Source organism: Microbacterium sp. zg-Y1090 (assembly GCF_030246945.1).
In the GTDB taxonomy this organism is placed as follows: Bacteria; Actinomycetota; Actinomycetes; order Actinomycetales; family Microbacteriaceae; genus Microbacterium; species Microbacterium wangruii.
The window spans coordinates 2504540-2529492 of the sequence record NZ_CP126742.1; the positions used below are offsets into that span (position 1 = coordinate 2504540).

Consider the following 24953-nt stretch of genomic DNA (forward strand, 5'->3'; position numbering starts at 1 on the left):
CGCTACTGGTCGGTGCCCATGAGGATGCGGGCGTCCTCGTCGACCCAGTCGAACGACTTCGTCACCGCCTTGCGCCACAGCCGGTAGCGGCGTTCGCTCTCGTCCCGGTCCATGCGCGGCTCGAAGCGCGCGTCTTCGCGCCACTGCTGACGCAGCTCGTCCTCATCGGCCCACACGCCGGTCGCCAGCCCGGCCGCGTACGCGGCGCCGAGCGCGGTGGTCTCGACGATGCGGGGCCGCACCACGGGGATGCCGAGGATGTCGGCCTGGAACTGCATGAGCAGGTCGTTGCGGGTCATGCCCCCGTCCACCCGCAGCTCCGTCAGCGGCGCACCGGTGTCGGCGACGACCGCCTCGACGATGTCGCGGGTCTGGAAGGCGGTGGATTCCAGCGCCGCGCGGGCGATGTGCGCACGGGTGACGTAGCGGGTCATCCCCACCAGAGCGCCGCGGGCGTCGGGGCGCCAGTACGGCGCGAACAGCCCCGAGAACGCCGGCACGAAGTAGGCGCCGCCGGCGTTGTCGACGGTGGCGGCGAGCGTTTCGACGTCTTGCGAGCGCGCGATGATCCCGAGGTTGTCGCGCAGCCACTGCACGAGCGATCCGGTGACCGCGATCGACCCTTCGAGCGCGTAGTGGGCCGGCTCGTCACCCCGGCGATACGCGACCGTCGTGATGAGTCCGTGCTGCGAGCGCACGAGCTCGTCACCGGTGTTGACGAGCAGGAAGTTGCCGGTGCCGTAGGTGTTCTTCGACTCCCCCGCGCCGAACGCCGCCTGGCCGAAGGTCGCGGCCTGCTGGTCTCCGAGGATGCCGGCGATGGGGACCCCGCGTGCCACGCCGGGCACGGCGACCTCGCCCACCACCTGCGACGACGAGCGGATCTCGGGCAGCATCGCGCGCGGGATGTCCCAGACGGCGAGCAGCTCGTCGGACCAGTCGAGCGTGCGCAGGTCCATCAGCAGCGTGCGGCTGGCGTTGGTGACGTCGGTGACGTGGATGCCGCCACGGCTGCCGCCGGTGAGGTTCCAGATCACCCAGGTGTCGGGGGTGCCGAAGAGCACCTCGCCGGCCTCGGCGGCGGCGCGAGCCCCCGGGACGGCATCGAGGATCCACGCGATCTTCGACGCGGAGAAGTAGGTCGCCAGCGGCAAGCCGGTCTGCTCGGCGAACCGCAGGCCGCCGGCATCCGACTGCGCCGCGAGCTCGTCGATGCGCCGCTGGGTGCGGGTGTCCTGCCAGACGATCGCGTTCGCGATCGGCCGGCCGGTGCGGCGGTCCCAGAGCATGGTGGTCTCGCGCTGGTTGGTGATGCCGATCGCGGCGACCTCGCTCGCCGCCAGCCCGGCGCGGGCGACAGCCGAGGAGAGCACCCACTCGGTGTTGGTCCAGATCTCGACCGGGTCGTGCTCCACCCAGCCGGCCCGAGGGAAGATCTGCTCGTGCTCCCGCTGCGCCGTGGCGACGATCGAGCCGGCGGAGTCGAAGACGATCGCGCGCGTCGACGTGGTGCCCTGATCGATCGCGATGACGTGATCGGCCATCATGCCTCCAGGGTCGTCGCGGCCAGCTCCTGACCCGACGGCTCGGCGGCGGGCTCGGGTTCGGCGGCGCGCACGGCCCGCAGCGCCCTCGCCGCCTCGTGGTGGACGCGTTCGTCGTCCCACCCCAGCACCGGGGCGATGGCCTCGGCGACCTCCAGCGCGAGGGCGGGGGTCACCGCGCCCGTGAATGCCAGGCCGGTGCGGCGCAGCAGCACGTCATCGAGGTGATGCACATCCTCGGTGGCGGCGAGGTGCCGCAGTTCGCCGGTGCTGTGGTGGGGGGCGCCCTGCAGGGGGCGGTCGGTCTCGTCGGCGGCGACCGCGGCGATGTAATCGGCCGCGATCGTGCCGTAGCGCCCCAGCAGCTGGTCCACCCGCTCGGCGGGCACCGTGCCGGAGTGCGCCTTGACCCACTGCGCGCGGGCGCGCTGGGTGCCGGGGAAGCCGCGCCCTCCGCCGATCGCGACGCCCTTCGTGGACCGGCGCCGCGGCACGGCCAGCTCGCTCAGGACCGTGTCGGTCAGCCGCTCGGCCGATGCGCGGAAGGTCGTCCACTTGCCGCCGACCAGGCTCAGCACGATCGCGGACAGCCCGGCGACGCGTGTGCGGTCGATGCGGTAGTCCCGCGAGACGAAGCCGGGGGCGACGTCGTCGTGCCGCGGCAGCGGGCGCACCCCCGAGAACCGGTAGACGATCTGGTCGCGCTCCACCGGGATGCCGGGAAGCACCTGGGCGACGAGGTCGATGAAGTAGTCGACCTCCGCCTCGGTGCACACGGCGGGTTCGCGCATGTCGTGCTCGATGTCCGTCGTGCCCACGAGCACACGGCCGCGCAGCGGATAGATCAGCACGATCCGTCCGTCCTCGTTCTCGAAGAACAGCTCACGGCCGCCGGTGGCGGCGAGAAGCTCGGGGTTGTCCACGACGATGTGCGAGCCCTTGGTGCCGCCCATGCGCTCGACGCGGTCGCCGAGCGCGGCGTTGGTGAGGTCGACCCACGGGCCGCTGGCGTTGACGACCACCGCCGCGGTGAAGCGGATCTCCTCGCCGCTCATCGCGTCGCGGAGCACGACCGCGTCGTCTGCCGTGCCGACGGCGGCGGTGTAGGCGGCGGCGCGGGCGCGATCGCCGCCCGCGCGCAGGCCGTCGCGCAGCACGTCGATGGCGAGCCGCTCGGGGTCGTGCACCGAGGCATCCCAGTAGGTGGCGGTGTACTTCACCGCGGGGTTCAGGTCGGGCAGCTGCTGCAGCGAGCGCTTCCGCCCGTGGAAGGTGTGCCGGGGCACCTGGCCGCCGCCACGGGAGAAGGAGTCGTAGATGACCAGGCCGATCTTGATCAGGGCCGCGCCGCGCTCGCGCGCCCGGCCGCTGCCGTGCCGCAGGAATCGCAGCGGGGCGGACAGCAGTCCGGAGAAGGTCGAGAAGATCGGGATCGTCGTCTGCAGCGGGCGCACGTAGTGGGGCGCGATCTTGAGCAGCGAGTTGCGCTCGGTGACCGCCTCGTGCACCAGGCGGAACTCCCCGTTCTCGAGGTAGCGCACGCCGCCGTGGATCATGTGGGATGAGGCGGCCGACGCGCCGCTGACATAGTCGGCGCGTTCCACCAGCGCCACGTCCACCCCCTGCATGGCGAGGTCGCGGAAGGTCGCGAGCCCGTTGATCCCGCCGCCGATGATCAGCACGTCTGCATGCGGGCGGGCGGCGAGGGCGGCGAATCCGGTGTGTGCGTCGTCGTTGTGCATGATCACGTCTCTTCCTCGTAGGCGCTCTGTCCACCCTCGCATGCTTCCGGGGCCCGGGACGCGTATGCGTGGGCCGCCGCGCTGAGCAGTGCCTGTGCGACGGCACGGGCGACCGGCACCGAGGCCGACTCCCGCACCCGCAGGGTGGTGATCGTGACCGCGCCCTCGCTCCAGCGGATCGTCACGGTGCTGGCCGCAGCACCACGCAGCCAGCCGGAGAAGATCCCCGAGTGGACCACGGCCGGGCGCAGAGGTCCGGGAATCCCGCTGATGACGCGCTCGCCCAGGAGGTCTTCGAACGCGATGCCCAGCACCGCCTCGCCCGGCACCGACCGGAAGGGGCCCCTCCGGTCGAGCCACTCGGTGCGAGGCACCCAGTCGCCGTCACCGGCCCGCCCGACCAGCCGCGCGGACGGGAGGTAGTCGAATGCGTCGCCGAGCGCGCCGTCGTCCTCCGCCAGCAGCAGGACGCGCCCGCCCGCGGCGGCATGGTGTCGAGCCGACTCGGTGAACCGACGGGTGACCAGCAGCGCTCCCGGCTCCTCGACGGTCACGAGATCCACGCCCAGTCCGCTCAGCCAGATGGCCGTCTCGTCGTCACCCGCGACACAGCGCAGGCCCGAGACCGCTTCGTGCGCGACGACGATCACCTCGGCGGTGTCGCGCGCGACGACGGCGCCGTCGATGACCAGCTCGACCGCGATCTCGTACTGACCGGGCGTCTTCGGCAGCGCGACGGTGACATCGGCGGCACGAGGGGAATCGCCGACGACGCCGAGGTCCCGCGGGCCCGCCTCGTCGCCGAGCAGGCGCAGCCGCGCGCCGGGGCCGGCCCCCCGCGGGCCGGGGAGCGCGGTCACCGTGACGGGAAGGATGTCCCCGGCGAAGACGCTGTAGGCGGCGGGGCGCAGCGCGACGGCGTGTTCGCCGTTGACCATGCCGAACTCGGAGGTGAACTGCTTCGGCCGGCGGTTCATGTCGAACAGTCCGTTGGCCTCCCACTGCACGTCGCTGAGCTGCGTGAGCACGTAGCCACGGATCTCGGGGTGCAGCCGGATGCTGGTGGTCTGATAGCGGTTGGCCACCGACTGGGCGCGCTGAAGCTGGGAGAGGAGCTCCTCCCACGAGCCGAAGACGCCGTCCAGGCCCAGCGAGACGAACCGATCGCGCAGCCCGGTGGCGTCGGCGGCTCCGAAGGCCCAGCCGGCCCCGAGGGCGAACCACCACGGCTCCTCGCCGTCGATGTACTGCTCGCGCACATCCGGCAGGCCCCAGTTGCCGAACTCCGACAGCATGAGGGGTTCTTCTCCCGTGCGGACGGCATCGCCGTAGGGCGAGAAGGTCCATGCGGGCCGCCCGGCGAACTCGGCGATCTTGGAATCCCACTCGCGGCGGGATTCCGGGATGCCCCGGTACAGGTGGTAGTCGTCGACCTGGGTGCGCAGATGGAAATTGGGGGCGCAGGCGGAGTTGTCCACGATGACGTGGCCCGGCAGCTCGGCGCGGAATTCCTCATACATTCCGCGGAGCCACGAGCGCTGCTCGTCCTGCGACAGATCGACGCCCCATGACTCGTTCATGATCGTCCACATGACGATCGACGGGTGGTGGACGTCCTCTGCGACGATGTCGTGCAGCAGCGCCCGCGCCTCCTGGGCGCCCCTGCGCGTCCAGGTCATCCAGCTGGGCAGCTCCGTCCACACCAGCATGCCGAGGCGGTCGGCGATGTCGTAGTACCGCGGGTCGGGACGTTTGATGTGCACGCGCAGCATGTTGAAGCCCAGCGCACGGGTCTGCCGCAGGAGCTCCTCCCACTGGGCGAAGTCGTCCGCCATGGGCTGGGAACCAGGGTGGTAGTCCTGATCGAGCACCGCGCGCAGATAGATCTCCCGGCCGTTGAGGTGGAATCGGCCGTCCGCTGCGGTGAACTCGCGGAAGCCGGTCGAGCGCTCCACGGCATCCACGACGGCGTCGCCCTCGCGCACCTCCACGCGGACGTCGTAGAGCACCGGGGAGTCGAGATCCCACCGCTCTGCCCCGTCCACATGCACCGTCGCCCGGTGGCGATCGCCCGCCGCATGCAGGCGCGCCTCGGCCTGCACGTCGCCGCCGCGCGAGACCACGACGTGCACCTCGCGCCCTGCCGCCACGGCCGGGGTGACCTCGGCGGAGACGTCGAGGGTCGCCGCAGCCGCATCGGCGCGCACGCTCACCCGCCGCACGTGCGCGTCGTGTCGCTCTTCGAGGCGCACCGACTGCCAGATGCCCGCCGTCGTGCCGTACCACGACTGCTTCCCCAGGGGGCGCTCGAGGAAACCGGGCTCGCCGTCGTCCCCCACGCGCGGCGGGTAGGAGACCGTCACCTCGAGGATGTTCTCACCCGCTCGCATCGCTGCCGTCGCATCGAACTCGAAGGGCATCCACGCTCCTTCGTGCTCTCCGAGCAGGATGCCGTTGAGCACGACGCGTGCGTGGTGGTTGACCGCGTCGAACCGCAGCACCCACCGCCGCTCCGCGTCGGCGGCTTCACCGTCGAAGCGGCGTTCGTATCGCACCGTGTCGTGCGCGTCGCCCGCACCGGGGATCTGCGCCGTCCAGGCGCCCGGCACGGTGACGTCGGCCGTTGCGCCGTCGGGGAGGTGCAGGGTCCACGTGCCGTCGAGACGGAGCCGGCGACGGGGATGGGATGGCATGGGGTTTCCTTCCGGGGAGAGGGACGCGGGGCCCGCCGAGGGCGGACCCCGCGTCGGGGGGACGGGCTCGGGTACCCGTCAGTCCAGCTGCTGCTCGACGCGGCTCTGCGCTTCGGCCAGCGCGGCGGCGACGTCCTTCCCGTTGAACCAGACCTCTTCCAGCTGCGTGTGGATGAGATCCTTCACGGCGGTCCAGTTGTCGATCTGCGGCACGAAGCGGATGTCGTTCAGCGCCGTCGACGTGTAGAACTCGCGGTTCGGCGCCGCCTGATACGCGTCGGACTCGACCACGGACACCCGCGGTGCGATGTGTCCGGTCGCGACGGCCCAGACATCGGTGTTGTCGTAGAGGAACGATGCGAACTCGAGAGCGGCGCGGTAGGCGACCGGGTCGTCGTCACGCTGACGCGGCAGGACCCACATGTGCGACGAAGCCCACACGGCCGGCTCGCCCATGAGAGCGGGGAAGTCGGTGACGGCGTAGCCGAACGGCGCCGTGGCGGCGTATTCGTTGACCACCCAGGTGCCGTTGACCAGGATGGCGGACTTGCCGCTCTTCCATTCGTCGATGGAGCCGGCGTAGTCGGCGTCGGTGTGGATGTAGCCACCCTCGATGAGCTCGTTCATCAGCTCCAGGGCCGCCGCGGCCTCGGGGGTGTCGATCTGCGCCTCACCGTCGGCCGAGACGACGTCCGACCCCTGCTGGCGCACGAGGGAGTAGAACATGCGCCACGCCATGTCGTCGTTCGCGACGCCGAGCGAGAACAGGTAGGTGCCCGTCTTCTCCTTGACCGCGGCCGCCATCTCCAGCAGCTCGTCGGCGGACGTGGGCATGATCGGTCGCCCGTCCTCGCCCATGTATCCCGCGGCGCCGAGGATGTCGGTGTTGATGTGGGCGAGGATGGCGTGCGAGTCGAAGGGCACCGCATAGGTCTTGTCGTCGTAGACCACCGACGACTGGGCCTGGGCGGTGCTGTCAGACAGGTCGATGCCCACTGCCTCGGGATCGAAGGCCAGCAGCTGGTCGCGCTGGGCGTAGTCCGACATGGAGTAGTCGTGCAGGTTGGCAATGTCGGCGGGGTCGCCGCCGGCCACCGAGGCGTTGAAGGCGTCGTAGTAGGAGTGCCAGTCGGCGCCGCCGAGCCGCTCGACGGTGATGCCGTACTCGTTCTCCGCGTTGAACTGGTTGGTGAGGATCTGGATCGCCTCGCACTCGCTGGCCGCGAGCGACGGATCGGTCACGCCCTGCGTGGTCTCCTCGCAGTCGCCGAACATGCGCGACATCGTGATCGTGACGCCGTCGAGCTGGTCGTCGGTGACCGCCGCGATGCGGTCGACGAGGTCGTCGGCACCGCTTCCGGCCTCGCTCCCGGTGCCGGTGCCCGTGCCGCACGCCGTCAGCAGCATCGCCGCTGCCGTCAGCGACGCCGCTGCGCCGGCGAATCTGGTTTTCCGCATGTGTGTTTTCCTCTCTCTGGTGGACGTCTCGTCCTGGTCAGCCGCGAACGACCGGGTCGGGTGCCCGGCATTCGACGGACAGGTCATTTGCCGCCCGAGGTCATCGAGATGCCTCGGATCAGGTGGCGCTGGAACAGCAGGAAGATGATGAGCAGCGGCAGCGATCCGACGAGGCCGCGCGCCATGAGGCTTCCCAGCTCCGTCGCCTGCGCGAAGTTGCCCTGCAGCGACGCCAGGCCGGTGGTGATCGTGAACATCTCCGAACGGGTGGCCGAGACGAGAGGCCACAGGTAGTCGTTCCAGGTCTGCACGAAGGTGAAGATGGCCAGCGCGATCATGGCGGGCCTGGCCAGCGGCAGCATGATGAAGAAGAAGGTCCGCCAGGGACCCGCACCATCGATCCGCGCCGCCTCCTCGACCTCGTGCGGCACCTTCGAGAAGAACTGCGTCATCAGGAACACGCCGAGAGGCGCGGCGATGCGCGGCAGGATCAGAGCCGCATAGGTGTTGTGCATCTGCACGTCCGCGACCATCGTGAACAGCGGGACGAACATCGCCTCCTTCGGGATCATCAGCCCCGCCAGCACGCTGGCGTAGACCACCGCTTTGCCCCGGAAGTCGATCCGCGCGAAGGCGTAGCCCGCCATGGCGCACAGCAGCACCGTGAGCACCGTGGTGACGATGCTGACCACGGCGCTGTTGAGGAACCAGCGCGAGGTGAGCCCCACCGAGAAGACACCCAGGAGGTTGTCGAGGGTGATGTCCCGGGGGATGAGGAACTGGGTCTCCCGGGTCAGGGCGGCGTTGTCGCTCAGCGCCAGCGAGGTCATCCACAGCATCGGAAGCAGCCAGACGACCGCGGCGACGATCATCGCGACGTGGTACCAGGAAGCGGCCGAGGCGCGGCGGAGGGCGGAACGGGCAGGCGGGCGCACCTGCGGCGCCGGCGAGGAGGCGGCGGACGGTGTCGAGGTCACTGCGGCGGTCGTCATTTGCTTTCGTCCTTGCCGAGGTACTTCATCTGAATGACCGACACCACGAGCATGATGGCGAACAGCACGAGGGACATCGCCGAGGCGTACCCCAGCTCGAAGTCCCGGAAGCCGGTCTGGTAGATGTGCCGGATCACCACGTCGGTGGCGCTGCCGGGACCGCCCCCGGTCATGATGTTGACCTGCCCGAACACCTGGAACGATGCGATCACCTGCATCACCATGACCAGCAGGAGCACGTGCCGGATGCCGGGAAGGGTGACGTGGATGAACTTGCCCCACGGGCCCGCGCCGTCGAGGGACGCCGCTTCGTAGAGCGACGCGTCGACGTCCTGCAGGCCCGCGGCGAACAGCACGAGGTTGAAGCCCACCGTCCACCACACCGTCGTGGCGATGATCGCGATCATGGCGGTGTCGGTGCTCGACAGCCAGGGGATCGGGGCGATGCCCAGCGGCTCCAGCAGGGCCGCCAGCAGGCCCTGATTCGGCGAGAGGAAATAGGTCCAGATCAGCGTGACGACGGAGACGGGAAGGATGTAGGGCAGGAAGAACGCCATCTGATACCACCGGGCGCCACGGCGTCCGCCCTGCAGGGCGAGCGCCATCACCAGGCCGAGACCGGCGATGAGGGGCGTGGAGACAGCGGTGAACAGCAGCGTGTTCTGCAGCGCCGTCCAGAACCGCGGGTCGTACCAGAAGCCGGTCTCACCCGGGTGGAACCCGAGCGCGAAGGCGATGGCGACGAGGCCGATGGCTCCGGCGGCGTTCCACACCGTCAGGCGGCGCCGCCGCACGGCGCTGACCACGACCACGGCGGCGAGCGCGAGAACCGCCAGGCGCCACCAGAACAGATGGCCCATGCTCCACGTGATGTCCACGCCCCACAGCATCCGGACGTAGTTGTCCACGCCGATGAACTCGCGTGTGTGGCCGAGCAGGTCCCAGTCGTGGACGCTCATCACGACCGCCTGCACGACGGGGATGAGCACGAACACCACATAGAGGGCCACGAAGGGCCCGATGAACGCGATCCCGTACCTCAGGCCGCTCTTGCCGCCGCGGGACGCACGCGCGGTCGCCACCGCTCGCTCGGCCTGGATCGTCGCCATGATGCTCATTTCTTGCCACGTTGCAAATTGCGCGATCAGTCTGCCCACGCGACATACTCGTTGTCAACTCGGCACCGCTTCGCGGCGCCCTGGACGCACACGCAGACACCGACGAGGGGGGCGGGATGGCCACGAGCATGCGCGACGTCGCACAGCTCGCGGGGGTATCGCCCCGCACGGTGTCCAACGTCGTCAACGAGTACGAGTACGTGCGCGACAGCACGCGGGAGCGGGTGCTGCGTGCGATCGAGGAGCTCAACTACAAGCCCAACATCTCCGCCCGCCGGCTGCGGGAGGGGCGCACGCGCATCCTCGGATTCGCGGTGCCGGAACTGTCGCAGCCCTACTTCGCAGAGCTGTCGGAGCTGGTCGAGTCCGCCGCCCACGCGCGCGGCTACACCGTGATCGCCACACAGACGGCGGGGCGCAAGGACAACGAGCTGCGCATGCTGCGCGAGTTCACCTCGCATCTCGTCGACGGCCTCATCTTCAGCCCCTTCACCCTCACCGACGAGGAGTTCCACGCCGCGACCCCGAGCGTTCCCACCGTGCTGATCGGGGAGCAGATCTCCAGCCCCCGCCACACCGGCATCGCCATCGACAACGTGCAGGCGACGACCGACATCACCCGGCACCTGCTCGAGCAGCGTCGGCGGCGCATCGCCGTGCTCGGCGCCTACCACTCCGACCTCTACCGCAGCGCCAGACTCCGTCTGCAGGGGTACCGCGACGCACTCGAGTCCTCCGGCATCGCATTCGATCCCGACCTGGTCCTGTACACCGACCGCTTCGGGCGCCGAGCCGGCTACGACGGGGTCACCGGTGCGCTCGCCCACGGCCTGCGCTTCGACGCACTCGTGTGCTTCACCGACATGCTCGCCTTCGGCGCCGTCCGCGCGTTCGCCGATGCGGGCGTGCGCGTGCCCGAGGACGTCGCCATCGCCTCGATCGACGACGTGCAGGAGGCGGAGTTCTCCGTCCCCTCCCTCACGACCGTCGCGCCGGACAAGAAGGCGATCGCCGACACCGCGGTGGAGCAGGTGCTCTCCCTCGTGGACGAGCCGGAGGCTCCGCCGCGCAGCGTCGAGATCGCCTACCGTCTCGTCACGAGGGAGAGCTCGGCCGTCGGGGAATGAAAGACCCCAGAGCGCGTTGAGTAGACTCGAGAGCAATACGTGCTCCGGGGTCGGTGAGAATCCGAACCGGCGGTGACAGTCCGCGAACCCGCGCCGAGAGGCAGAGGTTGACCCGGTGGAAATCCGGGACCGACGGTGATGCGACGCAAGTCGTCAGTCCGGATGGGAGGCAGCACGGGGCGACGCGGTGCGCGTCGTCTGTGGCCACCCGCCCCCGGAGACCCGACCGGAGGACGAGGGATGACCGCGACACATCGCGAACGCGAGGCCATGGCCCGCGCGCTGTCGCTGGCCGCGCGCGGTCCCCGCGGGGTGAACCCGCAGGTGGGCGCCGTCCTGCTCTCCCCCGGCGGCGACGTTCTCTCCGAAGGCTGGCACCACGGCGCGGGTACCGCGCACGCCGAGGTGGAGGCCCTGCGCGCGCTCGCGCCGGGAGCCGCCCGCGGCGCCACCGCGGTGGTCACCCTCGAGCCCTGCAACCACACCGGTCGCACCGGCCCGTGCAGCGAGGCGCTCATCGAGGCCGGCATCGCCCGGGTCGTGTACGCCGTCGACGACCCCGGCGAGCGCTCCTCGGGAGGGGCCGAGCGACTGCGGGCCGCCGGGGTGGAGGTCGTTCCCGGCGTGCTCGCCGACGAGGGACGCGCCCTGCTGGACTCGTGGCTGACCGTGCAGCGGCTCGGCCGCCCCCACGTGACGGTGAAGTGGGCGCAGTCACTCGACGGCCGCGCCGCTGCCGCGGACGGCACGAGCCAGTGGATCACCGGTCCCGCCGCCCGTGCCGATGTGCACCGTCGCCGGTCGGAAGCGGATGCCATCGTGGTCGGCACCGGCACGCTGCTGGCCGACGACCCCGCCCTCACCGCCCGGCGCGACGACGGCACCCTGTACGACGCGCAGCCGATGCCGGTCGTGCTCGGGCGCCGCGACGTGCCGGCATCCGCCGCCGTCACCCGCCACCCCCGCCCGCTGCTGCAGCACGGCGGCGGCACCTTGTTCGACGAGCACGGCGACGTCGCCGGATCCCTGCTGCACGATCTGCGCGAGCGCGGCGTGCACCGCGTCTTCGTCGAAGGCGGCCCGACCGTGGCCGGCGCCTTCCTGCGCGCGGGCCTCGCAGACGAGATCCTCGTCTACCTCGCCCCCACCCTGCTCGGCGGCCCCGTGTCGGCCGTGGGCGATGTCGGGGTGACGACCATCGACGAGCAGCTGCGCCTGCGCGTGGCATCCGTCGAACGACTCGGCGACGATCTGCTGATCGTCGCGACAGCCCGCCATGAGCGGGACGCACGACAGGAAGGAACCGCCTGATGTTCACCGGGATCGTGGAGGAGCAGGGCGAGATCACCGCCATCGAGCCGTCCGGCGACGGCGTGCGACTGACCGTGCGCGCCCCGCTGGCGGTGTCGGATGCCGGGCACGGCGACTCCATCTCGATCAGCGGTGTGTGCCTGACGGTCGTCGACCGCGCGAGCGATGTGTTCACCGCCGACGTCATGAAGCAGACGCTCGACATGTCGACCCTCGGCGGGCTCGGCACCGGCACGCGCGTGAACGTCGAGCGGGCGATGGCCGCTCACGGCCGTCTGGGAGGCCACATCGTGCAGGGTCACATCGACGGCACCGGCGAGGTGCTCGAGGTGCGCCCCGGCGACCAGTGGCGGGTGCTGCGGATCTCCCTCGACCCCGCTCACGCGCCCCTCGTCGTGGACAAGGGCTCCATCGCCGTCGACGGCGTGTCGCTGACCGTCAGCGCCGTGAGCCCCGCCGACGCCGCGGAGGCGTGGTTCGAGGTGTCGCTCATCCCCGAGACGCTCACCGCCACGACGCTCGGCGCCCTCTCCCCCGGCGACCGCGTGAACCTCGAGACCGACATTCTGGCGCGCCACGTGCAGCGCCTGCTCGCATTCCCCCCGACCGCCCCGGCGGTCCCGAACGAAGGAGGCTCGCGATGAGCCTTTCCACCATCCCCGAGGCCCTCGAGGCGCTGCGCGCCGGGCGCCCGGTCATCGTCGCCGACGATGAGAACCGCGAGAACGAAGGCGACGTCGTCATCTCGGCACAGCTCGCCACCCCCGAGTGGATCGCCTGGACGGTCCGCCACTCCAGCGGCTTCATCTGCGCCCCCATGCCCGCCGAATGGGCCGACCGGCTCGATCTGCCGCCCATGGTCGAGGTCAACGAAGACGCCCGCGGCACCGCGTACACGGTGAGTGTCGACGCCGCTGAGAACGTCACCACGGGCATCAGCGCCGCCGACCGCTCGCACACCCTCAATGTGCTGGCCGACCCCCGGTCCACTCCGTCGAGCGTGATCCGTCCCGGCCACATCCTGCCGCTGCGCGCGGTGGAGGGCGGCGTGCGTGAGCGCGGCGGCCACACCGAGGCCTCCGTCGACCTCATGCGCCTGGCGGGCCTCGAGCCCGTGGCCGCGATCTGCGAACTCGTCGCCGACGACGGATCGATGATGCGCCTGCCCGCGCTGATGGAGCTCGGCGAGCGCGACGGGCTGCACGTCATCACGATCGAGCAGCTCGTGGCCTACCTCGACGAGCACGAGCCGCAGGGCCCCGGCGACTCCGGGCCGCAGCGGCGGCGGGTGAGCCTTCGCGCGGAGGCCAAGCTGCCCACCGCCCACGGCACCTTCCGGGTGCTGGCCTACAAGGACCGCGTCACCGGCACGGACCACCTCGCCATCGTCTCGGGCGATCTCACCGGGGACGCACCGCTGGTGCGCGTGCATTCCGAGTGCCTCACCGGCGAGGCGTTCGGGTCGCTCAAGTGCGAGTGCGGTCCGCAGCTGGATGCCGCGCTCGACGCGATCTCGGTCGCCGGGGGCGTCGTGGTGTACATGCGGGGCCATGAGGGTCGCGGCATCGGCCTGATCAACAAGCTGCGCGCGTACAGCCTGCAGGAGAACGGGCTGGACACCGTCGACGCCAACCTCGCGCTCGGCCTTCCCGCCGATGCGCGCGACTACGCCGCCGCGGCCGGCATCCTCGCCGATCTCGGCGTGGACGAGCTGCGTCTGCTGACCAACAACACCGACAAGGTGGCGCAGCTGCGCGCCCTCGGCCTCGACGTCGTCGAGCAGGTCCCCCTGCTCGTGGGCGTGGGCCCCAACAACCACCAGTACCTGGTGACGAAGGCCGAGCGTATGGGCCACATCATCGCCAGCGACGATCTCGACGGCGCGCTCGCGCGCACGAAGGAGGCCAGCGCATGAGCGGCACCGGTTCCCCCGAGCAGCACACCCCCGTCGACGGCAGCGGCCTGCGCGTCGTCGTCATCGCCGGCACCTGGCACGACGTCATCACCGACGGCCTCATCGCCGGCGCCCGGCGCGCCCTCGACGCCTCGGGCGCGCAGTGGTCGCTGGTGCGCGTGCCCGGCTCGTTCGAGCTGCCGGTGGCGGCGAAGACGGCGCTGGATGCCGGGGCCGACGCCGTCGTCGCGCTCGGTGTCATCATCCGCGGCGGCACGCCGCACTTCGAGTACGTCTCGGCGGCCGCGACCGACGGGCTCACCCGCGTCGCGCTGGACACCGGCAAGCCGGTCGGCTTCGGGGTGCTCACCCTCGACGACGAGCAGCAGGGCCTGGACCGCGCGGGCCTGGAGGGGTCCCAGGAGGACAAGGGCGCGGAGGCGGCGGACGCCGCCCTGCGCACGGCGCTCGTGCTGCGTGGGCTGCGCGGCTGACGCCCGCCTCCCTCGGCGTCGCTGAGGGCGGGGTCTACACTGTCGGCCATGGAGATCCTGCGGCACGTCGTCCTCCTCATCCACATCACCGGTTTCGCGCTGCTCTTCGGCGCCTGGGCGGTAGAGGCCTTCGGCGGAAGGCGCCGGTTCACCCGCATCATGAACGTCGGGATGACCCTCGCGTTCATCGCGGGACTGATCCTCGCCGCGCCCTGGGGCATCGACCACGAGCTGAACTACACCAAGCTCGCCGTCAAGCTCGTCGTGCTGCTCATCATCGGTGCGGTGATGGGGATCGGCGGCGCCCGCCAGCGCAAGACCGGCGGCGTGCCGACCGCGATGTTCTGGTCGGTGGGCGTTCTCACGCTGCTCAACGCGGGCATCGCCGTCATCTGGCGCTGATCCCGCGCCGATCCCGGAAGGATTCCGACAGGGGCTTAGGATGAACAACCGTGCGGCCGCGACAACGCGGGCGCGCCCGGTGATTCAGCGCTGAGACGCCCGCCGCACCACCCTGCTCCGGACGCCTGCCACCGGACCGTCCCACCCGGACGGGCCCACCATTTGTCGACAGGTATCCTCCTCCATGTCCTCAGCACCCGCGGCATCCACCGCTCCCGCCAATCCCCGGTCGCGCGTCATCACCGCGAGCCTGGTCGGCACGACGATCGAGTTCTACGACTTCTACGTCTACGCGACCGCCGCCGTCCTGGTCTTCCCCATCCTCTTCTTCCCCACCGGCGACGAGACCACGGCCCTGCTGTCGTCGTTCGCCGTGTTCGGCGCTGCCATGGTCGCCCGCCCCATCGGCGCGGTCGTGTTCGGCCACTTCGGCGACCGGTTCGGCCGCAAGGCCACCCTCGTCGGCTCGCTGCTGACCATGGGCATCGCGACCTTCCTCATCGGTCTGCTGCCGACCTATGACGACATCGGCTGGTGGGCGGCGCTGCTGCTGCTGACGTTGCGCCTCGCACAGGGCTTCGCGCTGGGCGGCGAGTGGTCCGGCGCGGCGCTCGTGGCCACCGAGAACGCCCCGAAGGGCAAGCGCGCCTGGTACGGCACCTTCCCGCAGCTCGGCGCCCCCATCGGATTCATCATCGCCAACGGCGTCTTCCTCATCATCAACTTCGCACTCCCCCACCCCGACGGCCCCGCCCAGCGCTCTGCGGACTTCCTGGAGTGGGGCTGGCGCGTGCCGTTCCTCTTCTCCGCGGTGATGGTCATCGTCGGCCTCTGGGTGCGACTGAAGCTGGTCGAGTCCGAGACCTTCGCGAAGGCGGAGAAGACCGGTGCGATCCGCAGGTTCCCGCTCGGCGAGGTCGTCCGCCGCCACTGGCGGCCGCTCATCCTCGGCACGTTCATCATGCTGGCGACCTACGTGCTGTTCTACCTGATGACGAGCTTCACCCTGTCCTACGGCACGAAGCCGGGGCTCGAGGCCGCCGAGCAGGCCGCCCTCGACAACGGTCTGGCGTTCGACGCGGCCGCCTACGTGCCCGGGCTCGGGTTCGGATACACCGACTTCGTGATCATGCAGATCATCGGCGTGGTGTTCTTCGGCATCTTCACGCTGCTGTCCGGACCCGTCGCCGACAGCATCGGACGTCGCAAGCTGCTGCTGTGGGTCACCGCCGCCATCGCGGTGTTCGGTCTGCTGTTCAACGTCTTCCTGCTCCCGCACGCCGATCCGATGTTCACCGGCGCCCTCACGCAGGCCTTCCTGATCTTCGGGTTCATGCTGATGGGCGTGACGTTCGGCCCGATGGGCGCCGTGCTGCCGGAGCTGTTCCCGACGAACGTGCGCTACACCGGCTCGGCGATCTCGTACAACGTCTCGTCCATCCTGGGCGCGGCGCTCGCGCCGCTGGTGGCGGTGGCGCTGTGGGCAGCGGCCGACGGCCAGCCGTGGCTGGTCGGTGTCTATCTCACCGGCTCGGCGGTGCTGACCTTCATCGCCCTGATGCTCTCCAAGGAGACCAAGGACGTCGACTACGAGACCAACATCGGTCTCGGCGTCACCGGTTCGCTCTGACGCGACCGACAGCACGGCGGATGCCGCGGGGCCGAGGCTCCGCGGCATCCGCCGTTCTGCGTTCCGAAGCGTGCGACCGACGTCAGTCGAGGAACAGCGCACGCAGGCGCTTGGTGGTGAACACCAGCCCGACGACGATCATCACGACGTAGTAGAGGATGTGCCAGCCCATGTCGGGGCTCATCGCGCCGGTCGTGAACCCGCGGATCATCTCCACTCCGTGCCAGAGCGGGAACGCCATCACGATCCACTGGACGACCTCGGGGTACACCGTGATGGGGTACAGGGTCGACGAGAACAGGAACATCGGCAGCAGCACGAAATTGATCCAGTCCATGTGCTGGAACGTCTTCATGTAGCTGGTGACGGCCATGCCGAGGCTGGCGAACCCGAAGGCGATCAGCAGAACCGCGGGGATGGCGAGGATCGCCGTGGGGGCGAGGTTCAATCCCAGGATCTGCATGATGATGAGGAACCCGGTGGCGTAGAGGAGGCCCCGCAGCAGCGCGTAGAGCATCTCGCCGAGGGCGACGTCCAGCGGGCCCAGTGACGTCGACAGCATCCCCTCGTAGAGCTTGCCGTAGTTGAGCTTGAAGAAGACGTTCCAGGTGGAGTCGTACACCGCGCCGTTCATCGCCGACACCGCCAGCAGCGCCGGCGCGATGAACGCCGCGTACGACACCGCCACGCCGGCGCTGGTCTGCACGTCGCCGATGAGCGCCCCGAGCCCGATGCCCATCGAGGCCAGGTAGAACACCGGCTCGAAGAAGCCGGAGAACACCACGACCCAGCTGGACGAGCGCGCGGCGAGCAGCCCCCGCTGCACGACGGCCCAGGGGTTGCCCGCCCACAGCGCCCGCACCCCGCCGCGGCGCGCGACGGCCTCGGGCGGTCCGGCGGGCGGTTGCGGCCCCGTGGCGTATGTCGCGCTCACTTGGCGAGCCTCCGTTCGAAGAAGTGACGACCGAGCAGCCAGCCCGCGATGGCCAGCACGAGCAGGTAGCCGACGTGCACCGCGAGCATCGGCGGCAGCCCGTCGCCGTAGGTCGCCGCCCGCCCGAGCTCGGTGGCGTGCCACAGGGGCGAGATCCAGCCGATCCACTGCAGCCATCCCGGCAGCTCCGAGAGCGGATAGAAGGTGCCGGAGAAGAGGAACATCGGCATGAAGATGAACCGCTGCACCAGCGCGAACTGTCCCTTGTCGTCTTCGATCGATGCCGCGTAGGCCATGATCGGGATGCCGAAGGCGAGCCCGGCGGCGAGGCCCGCCAAGATCGACAGCCATCCGGTCGCCGGGTCGGGGACGGCACCGAAGAGCCACAGGAACAGGTAGTACAGGACGACCGTCACGACCATGCGCGCGGCGGCGCCGGCGACCACTCCCCCGGCGATCTGGGCCGAAGACAGCGGCGAGGCGCTGAAGCCGTAGAAGTACCGGCGCCACTTGAACCCGGCCATGACCGGGTAGGTGAACTCCTCCGATGCCACGGCGATCGCCGCCGTCATCAGCAGCGCGGGCGCGACGAAGACGAGGTAGTCCACCTCCTGCCCGCGGTCGACGACGGGCGCGTCGATGAGGGCGGCCAGACCCACGGCCATACCCAGCAGGTACAGCACAGGCTGCCCGAGGGCGCCGACGACGATCGTCCAGCCGTAGGCGCGCATCGCGCGCACCATGTGCTCGGTGACGTACCAGGCACCGCGGGCGCGGGGTTTGCGACCCCACTCCAGCGCCTCGGCGCGCATCTCGTCGAGCGACGGGTTCGCCGCCGCCGCCGTCTGCGGCGCCTGCGGGTCGTTCGCGGCCGTCATTCGATCAGCGACCTTCCCGTGAGCCGCAGGAACACGTCCTCGAGCGACGAGCGCCGCACCAGACTCGTGATCGGCTCGAGGCCGGTCGCCGTGACCCGCTCCAAGGCCTGCTCGCCGTCGTGCGCGTAGATGAGGATGCGGTCGGGCAGCACCTCGACCCGCTCGCCGATGCCGTGCAGCTGCGCGGCGACCTGCTCATTGCGCGCCGAGCCGAAGCGCACCTCCAGCACCTCACGGCTGGAGTGCTCGCGGATGAGCGAGGCGGGCGTGCCCTCGGCCATGATGCGCCCCTCGTCCACGACGACGAGCCGGTCGCAGAGCTGCTCGGCCTCGTCCATGTAGTGCGTCGTCAGCACGAGCGTGGTGCCGCGCTCCTTGAGCCGGAACAGGCGGTCCCACAGCACATGGCGCGCCTGCGGGTCCAGTCCCGTCGTCGGCTCGTCCAGGAGCAGGATGCGCGGGTCGTTGATGAGGCCGCGCGCGATCGTCAGCCGGCGCTTCATCCCTCCCGAGAGCTGGTCGACCTTGCTCTTGGCCTTGTCCTGCAGCTGGGCGAACGCCAGGAGCTCGTCGGCCTTCTCCGCGCACACCCGACCGGGCAGGCCGAAGTAGCGACCGTAGATGTAGAGGTTCTCGCGGGCGTTCAGCTCGCCGTCGAGGTTGTCCTGCTGCGGCACGACTCCCAGACGCGACCGGATCTCGGGCCCGTAGCGGTCGGGGTCGAGTCCGAGGATCTGCAGGTCGCCACCGGTGCGGGTCGACACCGCCCCGATCATCTTCATCGTCGTGGACTTGCCGGCGCCGTTGGGGCCGAGCAGCCCGAAGGACTCGCCCGGCGCGACCTCGAACGACAGCCCGTCGACGGCGACGAAGTCGGGCTTGCCCTTCGCACGATAGGCCTTGACGAGGTTGCGGGCGGAGATGACCGGTTCTGGCACCGCACCACAGTAGCGCCGCGCTCCGACACCGGAGGCGAGGAATGTCAACAGATGTTGACTGCGCTCCTCCCCGTCAACTATTGTTGACCCCCGAAGGAGGGCACCATGAGCGCAGACGACATCCGCACGCTGATCGGCTCACCAGGCGAGCGGGAGCCGATCGCCGAGCTGCACCGCCTGACCGAGGTGCGCCGGGAGCTCTCCCGCGCCGAGGAGGCGCAGGTGCGCCGCGCCCGCAACCTCGGGTTCTCCTGGCAGGCGATCGCCGCAGCCCTCGGCGTCAGCAAACAAGCAGCGCACAGGAAGTACGGTCGACGATGACCCCCCCACGGACGAACGAGGTATCCGCCATGTCCTCCCCCCGCCCCTCCCGCGGCCGTCGCGGTCGCAGCGCGGCCTCCGACGGCCCCCGCGCGAGCCTGAAGCAGCTGCTGCCCTTCCTGCTGGAGCACAAGCGCGTGCTCGTCGTCGTCGCAGCCCTCAGCGTGTTCGAGGCGCTCGCGACGCTCGGCCAGCCGCTCGTCGTGGGCCAGGTGATCGAGCGGGTGCAGGGCGGAGAGGTGCTCGGCACCCTCGTGTGGGTGCTGGTGGGCCTCGTCGTGGCATCCTCGCTGATCGGCGCATGGCAGCACTATCTGCTGCAGCGCACCGGCACCGCCGTGGTGTACTCCAGCCGCCGACGCCTCATCGCCCGCCTGCTGCATCTGCCCATCAGGGAATTCGACGCACGGCGCACCGGCGACCTCGTCTCACGCGTGGGCACCGACACGACACTGCTGTACGCCGTCCTCACGCAGGGGTTCGCCGACTCGATCGGCAGCGTCCTCATCTTCGTCGGCGCGATGGTCGCGATGCTCCTCATCGACCCGCTGCTGCTGCTGCTCATCCTCGTGGTGATCGGCGCGTCGGCCACCGTCGTGGGGCTGCTCAGCGGCCGCATCCGCTCGGCCACGCAGGCGCAGCAGCAGAAGGTCGGCGAGCTGTCGTCGGGGGTGGAGCGCGCGATCGGCTCGATCCGCACCATCCGCGCCGCGGGCGCCGCCGAGCGCGAGCAGCAGGCCATCGACGAGACGGCACGCGGCGCCTACGACGCCGGTGTGCGGGTCGCGAAGGCCTCGGCGCTGGTGGTTCCCGTGGCCGGGGTCGCCCTGCAGGTGTCGTTGCTCGTCGTGCTCGGCGTGGGCGGGTTCCGAGTGGCATCCGGCGCGATCTCGATCGCCCAGCTCGTCACCTTCGTGATGTTCCTCTTCTTCCTCGTGCAGCCGCTCGCGTCGTTCTTCGGCGCGATCACGTCGGTCAACCAGGCCCTGGGCGCCCTCGGACGCATCCAGGAGGTGCTGGACCTGCCGACGGAGACCGGCGACGACGCGACCATCGCCGCGGCCGCCGTGGCGCCGTCGGAGCGACCGGACGACGCCCCCGCGATCGAGTTCCGCGACGTGCGGTTCCGCTACCCCGAGGCCGTGGTCGCCGCCCGGCGCAGCGCCGAGAGCGAGGCCCTGCGCGCGCTCGCCGATGCGCACGTGGACGCCGCAGCGGTCGAGCTGGCCGATGGCGAGCACCGTGACGACGACGTGCTGCGGGGGGTGTCGTTCTCGGTTCCGGCGGGCGCCCGGGTGGCGCTGGTCGGCCCGTCCGGCGCCGGCAAGAGCACCACCCTCGCCCTGATCGAGCGGTTCTACGACCCGACCGGCGGAGCGATCCTGCTGCACGGCCGCGACATCCGCAGCCTCGACCGCGGCGAGCTGCGCGCCCAGCTCGGCTACGTCGAGCAGGACGCCCCGACCCTCGCCGGCACCATCGCCGACAATCTGCGGCTCGCCTCCCCCACGGCATCCGACGCCGAGTGCGAGCGGGTGCTGCGCGACGTCAACCTCGGCGACGTGCTCGAACGCAGCCCGCTGGGGCTAGAGGCCCCCGTGGGCGAGGCCGGCGTCATGCTCTCGGGCGGCGAGCGCCAGCGGCTCGCGATCGCGCGGGCGCTGCTGGCCGCCCCGCCGATCCTGCTGCTGGACGAATCGACGTCGTCCCTCGACGGCCTCAACGAGCAGCGCATGCGCGAGGCGATCGACGCGGTGGCCACCGGTCGCACGCTCATCGTGATCGCGCACCGCCTGTCGACGGTGGTCGACAGCGACCACATCGTGGTCATCGACCGCGGCGAGGTCGTCGGTCAGGGCACCCACTCCGAACTGGTCGCGTCGACACCGCTGTACCGCGACCTCGCGAAGCACCAGCTGCTGGTCTGACCGGGCCCGCCCTGCGCGCGCGCGAGCGCCGGGGCGGGGCGGGCGCGCAGCGACGGATGCCGCAGGGCTGGCCCGCGGCATCCGCGCTGAGGCTCCCCCCGGATGCCTCAGCTCTGCTGGGCGAGCTTCAGTCGGTACCGCAGCGCGGCGAGCTCCGCCTGCAGCGTGGCCGGGACGCGACCGTCGAAGGTGCGGTAGAACTCCTCGGTGAGGTCGGCCTCCTGCAGCCACAGGTCGGGATCGATGGCGAAGAGCTCGTCGAGGTCGTCCTGGCTGACGGCCACCCCGTCGAGGTTCAGGTCCTCCACCCGCGGGAGGCGGCCGATGGGGCTGTCCACCGCGGGCACGGTGCCCTCGACCCGCCGCACGATCCAGTCGATCACGCGGGAGTTGTCACCGAAGCCCGGCCACAGGAAGCGACCATCCGAGCCCTTGCGGAACCAGTTGACCTGGAAGATGCGCGGGGCGCGGTCGAACCGCACCTTCTGCCCGACCTTCAGCCAGTGCGCGAAGTAGTCGGCCATGTTGTAGCCGCAGAAGGGCAGCATCGCGAAGGGGTCGCGGCGCAGCTCGCCGACTGTGCCCTCCGCGGCGGCGGTGCGCTCGGAGGAGATGTTCGAGCCCAGGAAGACCCCGTGCGCCCAGTCGGTGGCCTCGACCACGAGCGGAACGTTGGTCGCCCGGCGGCCGCCGAAGAGGATGACGTCCAGCGGCACGCCCTCGGGCGCGTCCCAGTCGCCGGCGATCTGCGGGCACTGCGCCGCGGCGACGGTGAAGCGCGAGTTGGGGTGGGCGGCGGGGCGGCCGCTGGCGGGCGTCCAGGGGTTGCCCTCCCAATCGGTCAGCTGTGCCGGCGCCTCATCGGTGAGCCCCTCCCACCACACGTCGCCGTCGGGGCGCAGCGCGACGTTGGTGAAGATCGTGTTTCCCCACAGGGTCTCCACCGCGGTGACGTTTGTCGACTCGCCGGTGCCGGGTGCGACACCGAAGAACCCGGCCTCGGGGTTGATGGCCCACAGCCGCCCGTCCTCGCCCGGGCGGATCCAGGTGATGTCGTCGCCGAGAGTCTCGACACGGTAGCCCGGCAGGGTGGGGCGGAGCATCGCGAGGTTGGTCTTGCCGCAGGCCGAGGGGAACGCCGCTGCGATGTGGAACGCCTTCCCCTTCGGGTCGATGACGCGGATGAGCAGCATGTGCTCGGCCAGCCACCCCTCGTCGCGGCCGATCACCGACGCGATGCGCAGCGCGAAGCACTTCTTGGCGAGGATCGCGTTGCCGCCGTAGCCGGAGCCGTACGACCACACCTCGAGGGTGTCGGGGAAGTGCACGATGTACTTCTCGTCGTTGCACGGCCACGCCACGTCCTGCTCGCCCGGCGCGAGCGGCGCGCCGACGGAGTGCACCGTCTTGACCCAGGGCTTGCCCGCCTCGATCGCCTCGAGCACGCTGCCGCCGACGCGCGTCATGATCCCGATGGATGTCACCGCGTACGCGCTGTCGGTGATCTGCACGCCGATGTGCGAGAGCGGGCCGCCGACGGCTCCCATCGAGAACGGCACGACGTACATCGTGCGTCCGCGCATGGAGCCGGCGAACAGCGGGGTGATGGTGCCGCGGATCTCGTCGGGGGCGATCCAGTTGTTCGTGGGGCCGGCGTCCTGCTCACGCTCCGAGGCGATGAAGGTGCGCGCCTCGGTGCGGGCGACGTCGCTCGGGTGCGAGCGTGCCAGGTACGAGCCGGGTCGCCACTCCGGGTTGAGCTTGATGAGCTTGCCCTCGTCGACCATCTCGCGCAGCAGAGCCTCGTTCTCCGCAGCGGAGCCGTCGACCCAGTGGATGCGGTCGGGCTGGGTCAGCGCGGCGATCTCGTCGACCCAGTTGTACAGCGCCTCGGCACCCTCGCCGGTGAGGGTGGGGCGGGCACCGTACGACACGGCCGCGGGAGCGGTGCGCGCCGGGCTCGGGGCGGGGCGGGCGAAGATGTCTGCGAGGGCCATGATCTCTCCTTCAGGGGGGAACATCCTCAGAATGACGTGCTCAAGGGGTGTCTTATCGCAAATTGCGGCAGTAAGAATCTCGGATCTTTCGTTAGCATCAAGGAATGCCGACCTCCTCGATCGAACTGGCGACCCTGGGCCATCGCATCCGCCATCACCGCCTGGAGCGAGGGCTCACGCTCGACGAGCTCGGTGCGACCGTGGGCGTCGCCGGCAGCCAGCTGAGCCTCATCGAGAACGGCAAGCGCGAGCCGAAGCTGTCGCTGCTGCAGGCCATCGCGGATGCCACCGGCACCGACGTCGCGAGTCTGCTCTCCGCCGAGCCGCCCAACCGCCGCGCGGCGCTGGAGATCGAGCTCGAGCGCGCGCAGTCCAGCACCGTGTTCCGCCGGCTGGGGGTCGCGCCGGTGAAGGTGACCAAAGGGATGCCGGACGAGACCATCGAGTCGATCATCGGCCTGCACCGCGAGCTGCAGCGGCGGGAGCGGGAGGCGATCGCGACTCCGGAGGAGGCCCGGCGGGCCAACACCGAGCTGCGGCTGGCCATGCGCACCCGGCACAACCACCTCCCCGAGATCGAAGCCCTGGCGGAGAAGCAGCTGAAAGCCGCCGGACACGTGTCGGGAGCCCTCACCCACCGGACCGTGAGCATCATGGCCTCGCAGCTGGGATTCGAGCTCATCTACGCCGGCGACCTGCCGACGTCCGTCCGCTCGGTGACCGATCTCGAGAACGGGCGGATCTACCTGCCTCCGGCATCCATCCCCGGCGGTCACGGACTGCGGTCGATGGCACTGCAGGCCATGGCGCACCGGCTGCTCGGGCACCGCCAACCCACCGACTACGCCGACTTCCTGCAGCAGCGGCTCGAGATCAACTACTACGCCGCCTGCTGTCTCATGCCCGAAGCGGCATCCGTCGCTTTCCTCCAGCAGGCCAAGCGCGACCGCAACCTCGCCGTGGAGGACTTCCGCGACGCGTTCGGCGTGACCCACGAGGCCGCGGGGATGCGGATGACCAACCTGCTGACCACGCACCTCGGCATCCCGCTGCACTTCCTGCGCGTCGACGGCACCGGCGCCATCTCCCGCGTGTACGAGAACGACGGCCTGCCGCTGCCGATGGACGTCACCGGAGCGGTGGAAGGGCAGATCGTGTGCAAGCGGTTCCTCGCGCGGTCGGCCTTCGAGGAGCACAACCGCACCACCGAGCACTACCAGTACACCGACACCCCGGGGGGCACCTTCTGGTGCTCCACCCAGACCGGCAGCACCTCCGACGGCGAGTTCTCGATCACCGTGGGCGTGCCCTTCGACGACGCGCGGTGGTTCCGCGGCAGGGAGACCCCCAAGCGGGCGACATCGTCGTGCCCCGATGAGGCGTGCTGCCGTCGCCCGCCCGCCGACGTCGCCGCCCGCTGGCAGGGCAAGGCGTGGCCGAGCGCGCGCGTGCACATGCAGATGTTCTCGCCCCTGCCGCGGGGAGCCTTCCCCGGCGTCGATGACACCGAGGTGTACGACTTCCTGGAGCGGCACGCGCAGGGGTGACGGGC

The 24953-nt window shown here is 70.5% G+C and carries 20 protein-coding genes and 1 riboswitch; of the genes, 10 read left to right on the forward strand and 10 right to left on the reverse strand.

Going from position 1 to position 24953, the window contains the following annotated elements; all coding sequences use genetic code 11:
- Positions 1–2 precede the first annotated feature (2 nt).
- The 6 genes from glpK to QNO26_RS11890 form a co-directional block, all read right to left on the reverse strand.
- Entirely contained in the window at positions 3–1544 is a 1542-nt protein-coding gene (gene glpK / locus QNO26_RS11865; protein ID WP_257533570.1) for a glycerol kinase GlpK, read from the reverse strand.
- Positions 1544–3286, reverse strand: a complete 1743-nt coding sequence (locus tag QNO26_RS11870; protein ID WP_257533571.1) for a glycerol-3-phosphate dehydrogenase/oxidase — start codon at positions 3284–3286, stop codon at positions 1544–1546. The genes glpK and QNO26_RS11870 overlap by 1 nt, the downstream gene beginning before the upstream one ends.
- Before the next feature lie 2 nt (positions 3287–3288).
- The gene (locus tag QNO26_RS11875) at positions 3289–5979 is read right to left on the reverse strand and encodes a sugar-binding domain-containing protein (RefSeq protein ID WP_257526470.1); all 2691 of its coding nucleotides are present in this window, start codon (positions 5977–5979) and stop codon (positions 3289–3291) included.
- A gap of 78 nt (positions 5980–6057) precedes the next feature.
- Positions 6058–7437: an extracellular solute-binding protein gene (locus tag QNO26_RS11880; protein WP_257526469.1), complete on the reverse strand. Its 1380-nt coding sequence runs from the start codon at positions 7435–7437 to the stop codon at positions 6058–6060.
- A gap of 83 nt (positions 7438–7520) precedes the next feature.
- Positions 7521–8429, reverse strand: a complete 909-nt coding sequence (locus QNO26_RS11885) for a carbohydrate ABC transporter permease (protein ID WP_257526468.1) — start codon at positions 8427–8429, stop codon at positions 7521–7523.
- Positions 8426–9538: a carbohydrate ABC transporter permease gene (locus tag QNO26_RS11890; protein ID WP_257526467.1), complete on the reverse strand. Its 1113-nt coding sequence runs from the start codon at positions 9536–9538 to the stop codon at positions 8426–8428. Before QNO26_RS11890 ends, QNO26_RS11885 begins: the two co-directional genes overlap by 4 nt.
- Positions 9539–9663: 125 nt before the next feature.
- Between QNO26_RS11890 and QNO26_RS11895 the strand changes: the two genes are divergently transcribed.
- The 7 genes from QNO26_RS11895 to QNO26_RS11925 all read left to right on the forward strand — a co-directional run bounded on the left by QNO26_RS11895 (position 9664) and on the right by QNO26_RS11925 (position 16405).
- The gene (locus QNO26_RS11895) at positions 9664–10674 is read left to right on the forward strand and encodes a LacI family DNA-binding transcriptional regulator (protein WP_257526466.1); all 1011 of its coding nucleotides are present in this window, start codon (positions 9664–9666) and stop codon (positions 10672–10674) included.
- 36 nt (positions 10675–10710) lie between these two features.
- Positions 10711–10853: riboswitch (FMN riboswitch) on the forward strand.
- Positions 10854–10914: 61 nt separating this feature from the next.
- A complete protein-coding gene (ribD, locus tag QNO26_RS11900) occupies positions 10915–11985 on the forward strand; it encodes a bifunctional diaminohydroxyphosphoribosylaminopyrimidine deaminase/5-amino-6-(5-phosphoribosylamino)uracil reductase RibD (RefSeq protein WP_257526465.1) in 1071 nt (356 codons plus the stop codon).
- Positions 11985–12629, forward strand: a complete 645-nt coding sequence (locus tag QNO26_RS11905; protein ID WP_257526464.1) for a riboflavin synthase — start codon at positions 11985–11987, stop codon at positions 12627–12629. The genes ribD and QNO26_RS11905 overlap by 1 nt, the downstream gene beginning before the upstream one ends.
- Complete coding sequence (gene ribB, locus QNO26_RS11910) at positions 12626–13900, forward strand: 3,4-dihydroxy-2-butanone-4-phosphate synthase (RefSeq protein WP_257526463.1); 1275 nt, start codon at positions 12626–12628, stop codon at positions 13898–13900. The genes QNO26_RS11905 and ribB overlap by 4 nt, the downstream gene beginning before the upstream one ends.
- Positions 13897–14373, forward strand: a complete 477-nt coding sequence (gene ribH / locus QNO26_RS11915) for a 6,7-dimethyl-8-ribityllumazine synthase (protein ID WP_257526462.1) — start codon at positions 13897–13899, stop codon at positions 14371–14373. The genes ribB and ribH overlap by 4 nt, the downstream gene beginning before the upstream one ends.
- Positions 14374–14421: 48 nt before the next feature.
- The gene (locus tag QNO26_RS11920) at positions 14422–14775 is read left to right on the forward strand and encodes a Fe-S protein (RefSeq protein ID WP_257526461.1); all 354 of its coding nucleotides are present in this window, start codon (positions 14422–14424) and stop codon (positions 14773–14775) included.
- Positions 14776–14959: 184 nt separating this feature from the next.
- Positions 14960–16405 (forward strand): MFS transporter, encoded by a 1446-nt coding sequence (locus tag QNO26_RS11925; protein ID WP_257526460.1) that lies wholly within the window; start codon positions 14960–14962, stop codon positions 16403–16405.
- A gap of 82 nt (positions 16406–16487) precedes the next feature.
- Here QNO26_RS11925 and QNO26_RS11930 read toward each other — a convergent pair whose 3' ends face one another.
- The 3 genes from QNO26_RS11930 to QNO26_RS11940 are packed head-to-tail and all read right to left on the reverse strand — an operon-like array spanning position 16488 to position 19155.
- Positions 16488–17339 carry an ABC transporter permease gene (locus tag QNO26_RS11930; RefSeq protein ID WP_374679349.1) on the reverse strand — a complete coding sequence of 284 codons (852 nt, stop codon included), beginning with the start codon at positions 17337–17339 and terminating at the stop codon, positions 16488–16490.
- On the reverse strand, positions 17336–18217 hold the full coding sequence (locus QNO26_RS11935; RefSeq protein WP_257526458.1) for an ABC transporter permease: 882 nt from the start codon (positions 18215–18217) through the stop codon (positions 17336–17338). Before QNO26_RS11935 ends, QNO26_RS11930 begins: the two co-directional genes overlap by 4 nt.
- Complete coding sequence (locus QNO26_RS11940; protein ID WP_257526457.1) at positions 18214–19155, reverse strand: ABC transporter ATP-binding protein; 942 nt, start codon at positions 19153–19155, stop codon at positions 18214–18216. Before QNO26_RS11940 ends, QNO26_RS11935 begins: the two co-directional genes overlap by 4 nt.
- A 105-nt stretch (positions 19156–19260) precedes the next feature.
- Between QNO26_RS11940 and QNO26_RS11945 the strand changes: the two genes are divergently transcribed.
- Together QNO26_RS11945 and QNO26_RS11950 are read left to right on the forward strand one after the other, a co-directional pair.
- Positions 19261–19476 (forward strand): AsnC family protein, encoded by a 216-nt coding sequence (locus QNO26_RS11945; protein WP_257526456.1) that lies wholly within the window; start codon positions 19261–19263, stop codon positions 19474–19476.
- A gap of 29 nt (positions 19477–19505) precedes the next feature.
- Positions 19506–21404: an ABC transporter ATP-binding protein gene (locus QNO26_RS11950; RefSeq protein WP_257526455.1), complete on the forward strand. Its 1899-nt coding sequence runs from the start codon at positions 19506–19508 to the stop codon at positions 21402–21404.
- A gap of 107 nt (positions 21405–21511) precedes the next feature.
- Here the strand turns inward: QNO26_RS11950 and QNO26_RS11955 are convergent, their stop codons facing one another.
- Positions 21512–23401 carry a phosphoenolpyruvate carboxykinase (GTP) gene (locus QNO26_RS11955; protein WP_257526454.1) on the reverse strand — a complete coding sequence of 630 codons (1890 nt, stop codon included), beginning with the start codon at positions 23399–23401 and terminating at the stop codon, positions 21512–21514.
- 104 nt (positions 23402–23505) lie between these two features.
- Here QNO26_RS11955 and QNO26_RS11960 point away from each other — a divergent pair, with 104 nt between their 5' ends.
- Positions 23506–24948, forward strand: coding sequence for an XRE family transcriptional regulator (locus QNO26_RS11960; protein ID WP_257526453.1), 1443 nt, complete (start codon positions 23506–23508; stop codon positions 24946–24948).
- Positions 24949–24953: the final 5 nt, after the last annotated feature.

Excerpts from the sequence above, each read along its gene's own strand:
- QNO26_RS11955 (WP_257526454.1), bottom strand. The coding sequence starts at position 23,401 with ATGGCCCTCGCAGACATCTTCGCCCGCCCCGCCCCGAGCCCGGCGCGC.
- ribH (WP_257526462.1), top strand. The coding sequence starts at position 13,897 with ATGAGCGGCACCGGTTCCCCCGAGCAGCACACCCCCGTCGACGGCAGC.
- QNO26_RS11890 (WP_257526467.1), bottom strand. The coding sequence starts at position 9,538 with ATGGCGACGATCCAGGCCGAGCGAGCGGTGGCGACCGCGCGTGCGTCC.
- QNO26_RS11875 (WP_257526470.1), bottom strand. The coding sequence starts at position 5,979 with ATGCCATCCCATCCCCGTCGCCGGCTCCGTCTCGACGGCACGTGGACC.
- QNO26_RS11950 (WP_257526455.1), top strand. The coding sequence starts at position 19,506 with ATGTCCTCCCCCCGCCCCTCCCGCGGCCGTCGCGGTCGCAGCGCGGCC.
- ribD (WP_257526465.1), top strand. The coding sequence starts at position 10,915 with ATGACCGCGACACATCGCGAACGCGAGGCCATGGCCCGCGCGCTGTCG.
- ribB (WP_257526463.1), top strand. The coding sequence starts at position 12,626 with ATGAGCCTTTCCACCATCCCCGAGGCCCTCGAGGCGCTGCGCGCCGGG.
- QNO26_RS11945 (WP_257526456.1), top strand. The coding sequence starts at position 19,261 with ATGAGCGCAGACGACATCCGCACGCTGATCGGCTCACCAGGCGAGCGG.
- QNO26_RS11960 (WP_257526453.1), top strand. The coding sequence starts at position 23,506 with ATGCCGACCTCCTCGATCGAACTGGCGACCCTGGGCCATCGCATCCGC.
- QNO26_RS11885 (WP_257526468.1), bottom strand. The coding sequence starts at position 8,429 with ATGACGACCGCCGCAGTGACCTCGACACCGTCCGCCGCCTCCTCGCCG.
- QNO26_RS11895 (WP_257526466.1), top strand. The coding sequence starts at position 9,664 with ATGGCCACGAGCATGCGCGACGTCGCACAGCTCGCGGGGGTATCGCCC.
- QNO26_RS11870 (WP_257533571.1), bottom strand. The coding sequence starts at position 3,286 with ATGCACAACGACGACGCACACACCGGATTCGCCGCCCTCGCCGCCCGC.
- glpK (WP_257533570.1), bottom strand. The coding sequence starts at position 1,544 with ATGGCCGATCACGTCATCGCGATCGATCAGGGCACCACGTCGACGCGC.
- QNO26_RS11925 (WP_257526460.1), top strand. The coding sequence starts at position 14,960 with ATGTCCTCAGCACCCGCGGCATCCACCGCTCCCGCCAATCCCCGGTCG.
- QNO26_RS11880 (WP_257526469.1), bottom strand. The coding sequence starts at position 7,437 with ATGCGGAAAACCAGATTCGCCGGCGCAGCGGCGTCGCTGACGGCAGCG.
- QNO26_RS11935 (WP_257526458.1), bottom strand. The coding sequence starts at position 18,217 with ATGACGGCCGCGAACGACCCGCAGGCGCCGCAGACGGCGGCGGCGGCG.
- QNO26_RS11905 (WP_257526464.1), top strand. The coding sequence starts at position 11,985 with ATGTTCACCGGGATCGTGGAGGAGCAGGGCGAGATCACCGCCATCGAG.
- QNO26_RS11920 (WP_257526461.1), top strand. The coding sequence starts at position 14,422 with ATGGAGATCCTGCGGCACGTCGTCCTCCTCATCCACATCACCGGTTTC.